At 31.2% G+C, this 10,687-nt stretch carries 11 protein-coding genes and 1 tRNA gene; 8 read left to right on the top strand and 4 right to left on the bottom strand.

Annotated elements, in window-relative coordinates; genetic code table 11:
- Positions 1-20: 20 nt before the first annotated feature.
- From NMK29_RS14760 to NMK29_RS14725, 8 genes are all read left to right on the top strand, one after another.
- Positions 21-980: a type IX secretion system membrane protein PorP/SprF gene (locus NMK29_RS14760; protein ID WP_108803502.1), complete on the top strand. Its 960-nt coding sequence runs from the start codon at positions 21-23 to the stop codon at positions 978-980.
- An 80-nt stretch (positions 981-1,060) separates the two neighbouring features.
- Positions 1,061-3,019: an OmpA family protein gene (locus NMK29_RS14755; RefSeq protein WP_108803503.1), complete on the top strand. Its 1,959-nt coding sequence runs from the start codon at positions 1,061-1,063 to the stop codon at positions 3,017-3,019.
- A 174-nt stretch (positions 3,020-3,193) separates the two neighbouring features.
- Complete coding sequence (idi, locus tag NMK29_RS14750) at positions 3,194-3,712, top strand: isopentenyl-diphosphate Delta-isomerase (RefSeq protein WP_108803504.1); 519 nt, start codon at positions 3,194-3,196, stop codon at positions 3,710-3,712.
- Positions 3,709-4,119, top strand: coding sequence for a 6-carboxytetrahydropterin synthase (locus NMK29_RS14745; protein WP_108803505.1), 411 nt, complete (start codon positions 3,709-3,711; stop codon positions 4,117-4,119). Before idi ends, NMK29_RS14745 begins: the two co-directional genes overlap by 4 nt.
- An 8-nt stretch (positions 4,120-4,127) precedes the next feature.
- Positions 4,128-4,589, top strand: coding sequence for a peroxiredoxin (locus tag NMK29_RS14740; protein ID WP_108803506.1), 462 nt, complete (start codon positions 4,128-4,130; stop codon positions 4,587-4,589).
- Positions 4,582-5,559, top strand: a complete 978-nt coding sequence (locus NMK29_RS14735) for a type I phosphomannose isomerase catalytic subunit (protein WP_108803507.1) — start codon at positions 4,582-4,584, stop codon at positions 5,557-5,559. Before NMK29_RS14740 ends, NMK29_RS14735 begins: the two co-directional genes overlap by 8 nt.
- Positions 5,560-5,618: 59 nt before the next feature.
- Positions 5,619-5,885, top strand: a complete 267-nt coding sequence (locus NMK29_RS14730; RefSeq protein WP_027392353.1) for a hypothetical protein — start codon at positions 5,619-5,621, stop codon at positions 5,883-5,885.
- Positions 5,886-5,942: 57 nt separating this feature from the next.
- Positions 5,943-6,016, top strand: a tRNA-Thr gene (locus tag NMK29_RS14725).
- Positions 6,017-6,240: 224 nt separating this feature from the next.
- Here NMK29_RS14725 and NMK29_RS14720 read toward each other — a convergent pair.
- The 4 genes from NMK29_RS14720 to NMK29_RS14705 all read right to left on the bottom strand — a co-directional run bounded on the left by NMK29_RS14720 (position 6,241) and on the right by NMK29_RS14705 (position 10,686).
- Positions 6,241-6,486, bottom strand: coding sequence for a hypothetical protein (locus NMK29_RS14720; RefSeq protein WP_108803508.1), 246 nt, complete (start codon positions 6,484-6,486; stop codon positions 6,241-6,243).
- A 125-nt stretch (positions 6,487-6,611) separates the two neighbouring features.
- On the bottom strand, positions 6,612-7,346 hold the full coding sequence (locus tag NMK29_RS14715; RefSeq protein WP_108803509.1) for a DUF4369 domain-containing protein: 735 nt from the start codon (positions 7,344-7,346) through the stop codon (positions 6,612-6,614).
- A 60-nt stretch (positions 7,347-7,406) separates the two neighbouring features.
- Complete coding sequence (locus NMK29_RS14710) at positions 7,407-8,711, bottom strand: DUF819 domain-containing protein (protein WP_108803510.1); 1,305 nt, start codon at positions 8,709-8,711, stop codon at positions 7,407-7,409.
- Between the two features lie 79 nt (positions 8,712-8,790).
- Positions 8,791-10,686, bottom strand: a complete 1,896-nt coding sequence (locus tag NMK29_RS14705; RefSeq protein WP_108803511.1) for a peptidase M61 — start codon at positions 10,684-10,686, stop codon at positions 8,791-8,793.
- Between the last annotated feature and the right edge of the window lies 1 nt (position 10,687).

Raw genomic sequence — 10,687 nt, 5'->3', positions numbered from 1 at the left:
TAAATCAAATTATAATACTTATGAATAGACTATTAACAATATTTATGCTGATTGTGTGTAGCTTAATTTCCAATTATGCTGTTGCCCAACAAGACGCTCAGTATACTCAGTATATGTATAATACTATTAGTGTAAATCCTGCTTATGCGGGTAGTCGAGGAGTTATGAGTATAATGGGTTTACATCGTAGTCAATGGGTAGGACTTGATGGAGCTCCACGTACTCAAACATTAACTCTAAATACACCTATAGGAGATAATAATCGAGTTGGGTTAGGTTTGTCAATTGTAAATGACGAGATTGGACCAACTGATGAAACATATTTTGATATTGATTTTTCTTATACGATTCCTACTTCGGATACTGGAAAATTAAGTTTTGGAATAAAAGCAGGTGGACATTTATTAAATGTAGATTTTGATCGTTTGTCACAGTTTGATACTGGAGATCCTCTTTTTAATAATGGAAATATAGATAACAAATTTAGCCCTAATGTAGGTGCAGGTATTTATTATCATACTGATAAGTTCTATTTAGGATTAAGTGCTCCTAATTTATTAGAAACAGATCATTTTGATGAAAGTGCAGCGATAGATAGTAATGGGAATTCCTCATTTATAGCAGAAGAACGAATTAATTATTATTTAATAGCAGGTCATGTTTTTGATCTAAGTGATACCGTAAAGTTTAAACCAGCGATTTTAAGTAAGTTAGTTTTTGGAGCTCCGCTGCAAGTAGATTTATCAGCTAACTTCTTGTTGTATGATAAACTTACTCTTGGAGTAGGATATAGATGGAGTGCAGCATTTAGTGCGATGGCTGGGTTCCAGGTATCAGATTCTTTAATGATCGGATTTGCATATGATAAGGAATCTACAGAATTGGGTAGAACACAGTTTAATGATGGAAGTTATGAAGTTATGTTACGTTTTGAATTATTCAGAAAGTATAACAGAATGCTAACTCCTCGTTTCTTTTAATTAGAATACATCGTTTTTCTGATTAATTATAGAGTTTAGATTAGTTATTTTTATAATATACAATATATAGCCAAAATAAAATGAAGGGATTATTACACAAATTAGTATTTGTTTTTGTTGTGTTTTTCTTTGTAGGTGCTACATTTTCTCAAGAAAGAAAATTGAAGACTGCTCAAAGTCAATATGATAAATATGAATATATTAATGCTCAAGAGACATATCTTAAAGTAGTTAAGAAAGGGTATAAAAGTGCAGATCTTTATAAGAATCTAGGAAATAGCTACTATTTTAATAGTCAATTCGAAGAAGCTTCTAAGTGGTACGAAGAATTGGTAAATTCCTATCCAAATGAAGTAGAACCTGAATATTATTTCAGATACGCTCAAACCTTAAAATCTGTAGGAAGGTATGATGATGCTGATGTGTTTATGAATAAGTTTGTAGAAGCTAGTTCCGATGACCAAAGAGCGCAATTGTTTGAAGAAGAACCTAACTACCTTAAAAGAATAGATTTCCAATCAGGAAGATTTGAGATAGAGAATTCTTCTATTAATTCTTCATATACTGATTTTGGTTCGGCTTTTTTCGGAAGATTTATAGTTTTTAGTTCCTCGAGAGATACTCTTCTATTTAAGAAAACGCTTCACCAATGGAATGAAGAACCATTTTTAGACCTGTATAGAGCAGAATATAATCCTACTAATGGGGAACTTTCTGAAATTGAAAAATTTGACAGCAAGATAAATAGTAAGTTTCACGAGTCTACACCTATTTTTTCTAAAGATGGTAATACAGTTTATTTTACAAGAAATAACTATGACGGTAGAAAATACGGTAGCGATAAGAAAGGAACTAATCGATTAAAAATTTATCGATCTTATAAAAATACTCAAGGTAGTTGGACGACTCCACAAAATTTACCGTTTAATAGTGATCAATACTCCACTGCACATCCAACGTTAAGTCTAGATGAGAAAACACTGTATTTCTCTTCGGATATGCCTGGAGGAGAAGGTCAGTCAGATATTTATGAAATAGCAATTAATTCTGATGGGAGTTTCGGAGAACCTAAAAACTTAGGAAACAGAATTAATACAGAAGGAAAAGAAACTTTTCCTTTCGTTAGTATTAATAATGATTTATACTTTGCTTCAGATGGTCATATTGGACTTGGTGGTTTAGATGTTTATGTAACTCGATTAAACCCTCAAACAGATGAAGAAAAGTTAGTTGTTAACATAGGTAAACCTGTGAATAGCCCTGATGACGATTTTGCTTTTATTGTAGATGATGAGTCTAAAAGAGGATATTTTTCTTCAAATAGAGAAGGCGGAAGAGGGAAAGATGATATTTATAGCTTTCTGCAGTTAGAAGATCTTAAAAGTTTCTGTGAGATCACTATTACGGGTGTTGTTAAGGATAAGGATACTCAAGAATTACTTTCTGGAGCGAAAGTTTCAATCTATGATAGTAGTAATAATTTATTAGAAAGCTTTATTGTCGGAGATGATGCATCTTATAGCCATGTAGTTAAATGTAGTTCTAAGTACTTCGTACGTGCAGAAAAAGAAGAGTATTTGACATTAGAAAAGTTAGTGAGTACTCCAGGAAAGACAGAAACTTTAGATGTACCATTATTGTTAGAGAAAAAGATCAAAACTGCTGATGTAGGGGATGATCTTGCTAAAGTGTTATCGTTAAATCCTATTTACTTTGATTTTGATCAACATTATATTCGTCCTGATGCTGCTATAGAATTAGCGAAAGTTATCGAAGTAATGAATCAATATCCAAATATGAAAATTGATGTAAGGTCTCATACCGATAGTCATGGAAATGATGATTATAACCTTTGGTTATCTGACGAAAGAGCTAAATCTACCGTAAAATATATGGTAGCTAAGGGAATCGCGGCAGACAGATTGACTAGTAAAGGATATGGAGAAACACAACCAGTTAACGATTGTGGAAATGATTCTAACTGTAAAAAATCAGAATATCAGTTAAATAGACGAAGCGAATTTATAATCGTTAAGTAATAGATATGCTTACTATGGTTTAATAGAAAAAACCGTATTAATTTTAAAAAAAACACCTTATATAGTTAAGGTGTTTTTTTATTATATGGGTAAACAATTCTTTATTTTATGTCAAAAAATGCATAGATTATGAATTGCTATTACGATTTCGTAGCTTTGAGCCAATACAAAGCAATGAAAGAAGAAAAAGTCATTTTAGTTAACGAAAATGATGAGCAAATTGGTTTAATGCCTAAGCTTGAAGCACACGAGAAAGCTATATTACATAGAGCATTTTCAGTATTTATTCTTAATAACAAAAAAGAATTAATGTTGCAACAAAGAGCTCATCACAAGTACCATTCACCAAGTTTATGGACGAACACTTGTTGTAGTCATCAACGAGAAGGAGAAAGTAATATTCAGGCTGGAACAAGAAGATTAGAGGAAGAAATGGGATTTACTACGCCTCTTAAAGAAACAATATCATTTATATATAAAGCACCTTTTGATAATGGACTTACAGAACATGAGTTGGATCATGTGTTAGTTGGTCAGTATGAAGAGGATCCTATTATCAATCCAGATGAAGTGTCGGATTGGAAATGGATGCCTATAGAAGATGTAAAGAAGGATATTATTGAGAATCCTAATGATTATACGGCTTGGTTTAAGATCATTTTTGATAAATTTTATGAACATATAGTAATATGAGAATAAAAGCTTGTAGAAAAGCGCATTTTAATGCTGCACATAGATTGTATAGAAAAGATTGGACAGATGAAAAGAATACTCAAATTTTCGGAAAATGCAGTAATCCTAGATATCACGGGCATAACTATGAATTAGTAGTAGCCGTCATAGGAGATGTGGATCCAGAAACAGGTTTCTTAATAGATTTAAAGATTTTAAAAGATTATATTAAGTCTGAAGTCGAAGATTATATGGATCATAAAAACCTTAATGAAGAGGTAGAAGAATTTAAAAAATTAAATCCAACTGCGGAAAATATCGCCTTTGTAATTTGGAATAGACTTCGTAAAAAGCTAGATTTAAGGTATGATATCGAAGTTACATTATTCGAAACTCCACGGAATTATGTAATATACGACGGTAAATAAAATTATTTATGGCCTTAGAATTAGGAAGCAAAATTCCCCAATTTACTGCAATCAAAGATGATGGGGGTGATTTTCATAGCGTAGATTATATTGGTCAAACCCCATTGGTAATTTATTTTTATCCTAAAAATTTTACTCCTGGTTGCATAAAAGAAGCTTGTGATTTTAGAGATAGTTACGAAGATTTTAAAAAAGAAGGGGTAGAAGTAATAGGAATAAGTGCCGATAATGTAAAATCTCACGAAAGATTTAAAAATAAATATAATTTACCTTTTATTTTTTTATCAGATGCCGACGGTAGTTTAAGAAAGCTTTTTGGTGTTAAGTCAGGTTTGTTTGGAGTATTACCGGGAAGAGAAACATATGTTATAGATAAAGAAGGCGTAATTAGGTTAAAATTTAATAGCATTAACGCTTCGAAACATTTAAAACAAGCCATTAGAACTGTCAAAAAAATAATGAATGAGTAACGATTCACTTTACATGCTTAAGTTTCAGCCCATTTTAAAGGAAAAAATATGGGGAGGCACCAAATTAAATAATCTTTTAGGAAAGAAACCTGAGGGTTCTTTTGTTGGAGAAAGTTGGGAGATAAGTGATGTAGAAGGAGATTGTTCGGTTGTTATTAATGGTGAATTTGAAGGAAAAACACTAAAAGAACTTTTGGTTAATTATCAAGAAGAATTGATAGGACAAAAGAACTTTGATAGATTTGGAGCAAAATTTCCTTTGCTAATAAAATTTATAGATGCTAAACAGGATCTTTCTGTGCAGTTGCATCCCGGTGACGAAATCGCTAAAGCGAAGCATAATTCATTAGGTAAAACGGAGATGTGGTATATTACTCAAGCAGATGAAGGAGCTAATATTATAATTGGCTTTAATCAAAAAGTAAATTCTGAATTATATCAAAAACATGTTGCCGATAAGACCATCAAAGATATTTTGCATTATGAGTCGGTTACCGAAGGAGATACATTTTTTGTGTATTCAGGGTTGATACACGCAATAGGAAAAGGAGTGCTGTTAGCAGAAATACAGCAAACATCTGATATTACTTATCGAGTTTATGATTGGGATCGTAAAGATTCTGATGGTAACTACAGAGAATTACATCAACAAGATGCTTTAGAGGCAATTGATTTTAATAATAATTCTGATTATAAAGTAGAGTATACTTCAAAAAATAATCAAATAACTGATTTAGTTCAATGTCCACACTTTATTACGAATCTTGTAGAAGTGGATAAAGAAATTTCTATGTCACATACTAAATTAGATTCTTTTGTAATATATATGTGTGTAAAAGGTAAAGCTCAGTTGATAAATGGGTCTCAAAAAGTTACTATTGCTGTTGGAGAGACAATTTTAGTTCCCGCTTCGATAAAAGAAATTAACTTGATTTCTGAAGGGGCAAAACTACTACAAGTCTATATTTAAAAGTAAAACCGTTTGATAAATGGTTTAAAAGACTAATTTTGCATAAAATATTTTAGAAAATGGCAAATAAAAGAAATCTTAAGAAAGATATTAACTACGTATTAGGGGATATCATAGAAGAAGTATACATCTGGGAAGAGAATAATCCAGATAAAGATAAAAAGGCAGGAGAAGTTATTATAGATGAGGCAATCAACTCTTTTGATGCTTTTATGGCAAGAGTTAGTGATCGTAATGTAGAAAATGCGGCAAAACACTTTAAATCTATCAAAGAAGATTTAGAAAAAACAGCGAAGTCTTTAGCTGAAAAAGTAAATTCATTATAATTTTTTTAAAAAAGTATTTGCAAATATGATTTCAGAAATTATATTTGCAACCGCTTTGCCGATGTAGCTCAGCTGGCTAGAGCAGCTGATTTGTAATCAGCAGGTCGTGGGTTCGAGTCCCTCCATCGGCTCTTAATAGTGTAAGTCCCAATTCCTAAAGGAGTTGGGATTTTTTTTATTGGATATATTTCTAATAAGAATAGAAAATTATTTCGAGTTAAATATCCTTCTTAATACATTCTATTAAATAAACAACCCTAATCTTCTTTAGAAGTTTAGGGCTATTAATGTCTTAAGTGATATCACTTACTATTTTTTAATAACGTTTTTACCAAAAAAAATGTAAGATAACTTTTTAGATACAGCAGTTATAGTAAGGATAACTTGGTGTATTTGGATTAGCGGGATGAAAGTAACATCCAGGAATGTAAGTCGCTCCGCATGCTGGATTATTAACTAAGTCAGTAGTTGTACAACAAGACAATGAAGGATTACAGCATCCACCGCCTCCAGCACCAGGACGTCCTCCTCCAGAAATACCTTTTTGTTCTTTTCTATTTAATTGTTGAGCCCCTTGTAAGTTTAAAATTTTTTTTAACATAATTGTAGTTTAAAGAGTTAATTGTGAGTCAATTAAGTTAATGAAAATTGTTTTAAGTAGCCTGCGGTATTTCTATCAATATTTTATGGTTAAATTACGATGTCATTGTTTTTAGAAAAATATATTTACTGATCTTTTTCTACTCTTTCAGCTTCTTTTGTTTTTCTCTCTTTTAAGTAATCAGTTAGTTGTTTGCCATATATTGATTTTTTAACTTTTGGAGATAATGATTTTGCTACAGTATCTAGATATTTAATATTGGCATCAAAAACTTCGTGAAGAGTTATGTATGGAGCTACTTCTAGTTTTCTATTGGTGATGGCAAAATTGATAGTGTACAAATATTTTTGTCGAAGTAGATTTTTGTAAGCGATATCGTTTTCAGCTAATTTTTCATCATCATTCTGTTTCTTCGCCTCATAATCTTCTTTTATAATTCTTAGATTTCTTTCTTTGAATCTTTTATTCATTTTGTTGTACTCAATCAATTTAGTTTGATTTTTGCCTCCGGCAATAATTGCCTCCTTTTCAAAACCATTCAAAGAAGTGTTGATCGTAATTACTCCTGGCTCTGCAAAAAAATCAATACGATCATTAAATTGAGTTCCATCATGTTTATCTAAAAATAAATAATGAATTTCAGGTTCTTGAACAGTAGTTTGAAATGTAAACTGAGGATCTCCATCGATAACTAAAGAATCTAAGTTTATTAAGATAGTATCTTTAATTTTTTGAAGATATAATGTTCCTTTTTTAAGTCCTTTTACTGTTCCGTTTATAGAAACATTTCCTTCTTTTTTAGGAGAACTACAACTTAGGATGAGAGTAGATAACAATAATATGGTAAAAAATTGTCGCATTGATGGGTTTTTAATTTTGAAAAAATCGAATACAAAGATGCTATAAATTAGATTGAAAAACTAACTTCCAGAAGCAATTTGCATTAATATTGTACATAGAATTGCACCATAGGTTCCTACCACATAACCAAACACTGCTAAGAGTACGCCAACTGTTGCTAGGGATGGATGAAATGCTGCTGCTACTACTGGAGCTGATGCTGCTCCTCCTACATTAGCCTGACTACCCACAGCTAGGAAAAAGTAGGGTGCCTTTATCAATTTAGCAACTCCAATTAAAAGAAGTGCATGTATGGTCATCCAAACCAACCCAATTCCAATTAATCCAGGATTTTCTAATATCATTTTTAAATCCATTTTCATCCCAATTGTTGCAACTAGAATATAAATAAAAATGCTACCGATTTTACTAGCTCCTGCTCCTTCATATTTTTTCGCTTTGGTGTAGGACAGTAGAATTCCAATAGCGGTTGCTATAGTGATCATCCAAAAGAATTGAGAAGTAAAGGATGATAAGGCAGAACTTTTATCATTAAATACTTCGAAGTTATTGGATAAAAATCCAGACATTCCATTTGCTCCCCAATGTGCTAAGCCCACGGTCGTAAAAGCGATAGATAACATAATTATATAATCCGTTAAAGTAGGATTTCTATTTACGCTTTCTGCATAAGAGGACACCTTTTCTTTTAGTGATTCAATGGCACTACTATCCGCTTTTAGCCATTTGTCAATTTTTTTACTTTTTCCAATACCAATTAGTAAAATAGCCATCCAAAGGTTTGCCACTACAATATCTACGAGTACCATACCTCCGTATTTATCAGGATTATATTCGTAAATTTCTAACATAGCAGCTTGATTAGCTCCTCCACCAATCCAGCTACCAGCAAGTGTAGATAAACCTCTCCAGACCGCATCAAAATCAGCACCTCCAACAGTTTCTGGAGAAATTAAAGAGATTAATAAAATAGCGATAGGCCCCCCAATTATGATACCGATAGTTCCTGTAGCGAACATAATTAATGCTTTTGGCCCTAAATTAAAGATTGCTTTTAAATCTATACTAAGTGTCATCAATACTAAGGAAGCAGGTAATAAGTATCTACTTGCTATGTAATATACATTAGAAGATTTTTTGATAATCTCTCCATTAGTATCTAGTTCTTTCCATTCAGGAGATATAATTCCTAAGGAGTTAAATATAGCAGGGAGTAAATAGCACAGTAATAATGCTGGGACAAATTTATAAAACCCTTCCCAAAAACTTGTTTTAATCGATGAAGTGTAAAAAACAAGACCTAAGCATAGCATTAGAATTCCAAAAACAATGGCGTCATTGGTAAAAAAAGGAACATTTTCCATAGTGTGAGTTCATTATATTGTGAGATGCGTTGCAAAATACAATTTTTGGATTAAAATTAAATTAACTTCCTAAGTTGAGTTAATCATTAATCCAGCTCTTTAGAATAGCTATTTGTGCTTCAGTAGCGTCAGGATTCTGTTTAAGAATTATTTTTTCTACAGCAGGAGTAATTACTTTAGAAGTAAGTTTTAAAATATTTTGATTTCGTTCGATCGTAAAAACAACATCATCACCGATATTCCATTTATTAGAATCACTAAAAAGGTCATAAATGTTTTTTATGGTATATGTTTTATTATCGATGCCTAATAGAATATCTCCTCTTTTTATTCCTACTTTTTTTAGAAAGTTATTACGTTCTGCACCAGCAGTAAAAACTACCTTTTTAGTAGTTTCAGAACCTTTAATAAAAGGTTCTTGTTCATGAATAAAATATTCGGAAGGAATTTCTATAGTATTGTAAATCAAACCAGCTTTTTCTAAATAATATCCATAATCAATTGGCGTACTATTCATAACATGAGATTTTAGAAAATCTGCTACTTCTGGATAAGAAACTTCTTTTATTACATCAATCAACTCTTCATCTTTAAAAGGAGTTTCACTTCCAAATCTTCCTGATAATCCTTTTATAAGATCAACAATACCATAAACTCCACTACTTTTTTCTCGCATTATAATATCGATACACATGGAAATTAGAGCACCCTTTTCATAGACATTACGATAATTTTCTAAATATGGATCTTGCAATATGTTTTTACTCATTTCTGCAAAAGAAAAGCTTTGATCAAAATTTTTAGAATTATTTATTTTTTCTAAAATTCTTTCAAAGAAATCTTCTTTTTCGATAAGTGCTTGATTAATCTGAAATAATAAAGAGAAATATTCAGTAGTACCTTCATATAGCCATAAATGCTTTGACATTTTTGGGTTATTATAATCAAAATCATGAATCTCTTCAGAGTGTATACTTAATGGGGTTACAATATGAAAGAACTCGTGAGAAACAACATCTATTAATGATTCATTTAGTTTTTTTAACGGTATTGATTCAGGCAGTACAACAACGGTGGAGGTATTGTGTTCCAGAGCTCCAAAACCTTTTGCATCATCGCTTTTAGAAGAAGAGAGATACAGTAGAATACTATATTTTTTTGTGGTATTAATATATCCTAAAAAATTCTTTTGTGCTCTTATCATTCGTTCAATTTGCGGTATTAATTGCGCGGCACGATGTAGTTTAGTAGGAGAATAAACACTTAATAAAACCTCAATTTCATTGATGTTAAAAGTTATTTTATCCGGAATGGAATACATTATTGGAGAATCAGCTAAATCAGCATATCTCTTAAAAATAAAAACATCTGTATCATATAAAGCTCCTTCTTGTGGCTCTTTTGGTAAATATTCAGATAAAGAAGTTGAAGCTTCCATATCTATGGGATGTTTAATAAAAAGGTTGTACTTATTTTCTTTTTTGTTATCAAAATACCCCACAAAAGCATATAAATTAAGAACAAAGTTTTTGCTTTGTAGAATATTTGTTCCTGTAGGAGAGAATATTTGATGATTGTTTTCTGTATCAAAAGTATCGTTTACTAAATAAGTTATGGAACTTAATTGTTTTGCACTGTTTATTTTCCAGCGATTATCTCCTTGTTTTTTTACATACAATTCGTTGCCTTCATTATCGAAAGCTTTAAAATCTTCGATGTATTTTCCGTAATTATTGTTTTGGTATGTTCCCGGAACAATTTTAGGCAGGTAATAACTGATTGTGTCTGAGTTTATGCTATTGATTTTTAATTCTACCTTCACTTTATCATCTATAATATTTACCAAATCTAAGGATGCAATAATTGGTGTAGTATCTACTTTTATTGCAGATTTTGTTGGTTTGCAACCTGTAAAAGAGTAGATAGTAAAAATGTAAAATATTAGAATTCTAATCAGAGTAATTTTTTTTAGCACA

The organism is Aquimarina sp. Aq107 (assembly GCF_943733665.1).
Lineage (GTDB): Bacteria > Bacteroidota > Bacteroidia > Flavobacteriales > Flavobacteriaceae > Aquimarina.
The sequence above is the reverse complement of the archived record's forward strand: the minus strand, read 5'-3'. Positions and strand labels throughout refer to the sequence as shown.

Excerpts from the sequence above, each read along its gene's own strand:
- NMK29_RS14745 (WP_108803505.1), top strand. The coding sequence starts at position 3,709 with ATGAGAATAAAAGCTTGTAGAAAAGCGCATTTTAATGCTGCACATAGA.
- NMK29_RS14760 (WP_108803502.1), top strand. The coding sequence starts at position 21 with ATGAATAGACTATTAACAATATTTATGCTGATTGTGTGTAGCTTAATT.
- NMK29_RS14720 (WP_108803508.1), bottom strand. The coding sequence starts at position 6,486 with ATGTTAAAAAAAATTTTAAACTTACAAGGGGCTCAACAATTAAATAGA.
- NMK29_RS14735 (WP_108803507.1), top strand. The coding sequence starts at position 4,582 with ATGAGTAACGATTCACTTTACATGCTTAAGTTTCAGCCCATTTTAAAG.
- NMK29_RS14715 (WP_108803509.1), bottom strand. The coding sequence starts at position 7,346 with ATGCGACAATTTTTTACCATATTATTGTTATCTACTCTCATCCTAAGT.
- NMK29_RS14710 (WP_108803510.1), bottom strand. The coding sequence starts at position 8,711 with ATGGAAAATGTTCCTTTTTTTACCAATGACGCCATTGTTTTTGGAATT.
- idi (WP_108803504.1), top strand. The coding sequence starts at position 3,194 with ATGAAAGAAGAAAAAGTCATTTTAGTTAACGAAAATGATGAGCAAATT.
- NMK29_RS14755 (WP_108803503.1), top strand. The coding sequence starts at position 1,061 with ATGAAGGGATTATTACACAAATTAGTATTTGTTTTTGTTGTGTTTTTC.
- NMK29_RS14740 (WP_108803506.1), top strand. The coding sequence starts at position 4,128 with ATGGCCTTAGAATTAGGAAGCAAAATTCCCCAATTTACTGCAATCAAA.
- NMK29_RS14730 (WP_027392353.1), top strand. The coding sequence starts at position 5,619 with ATGGCAAATAAAAGAAATCTTAAGAAAGATATTAACTACGTATTAGGG.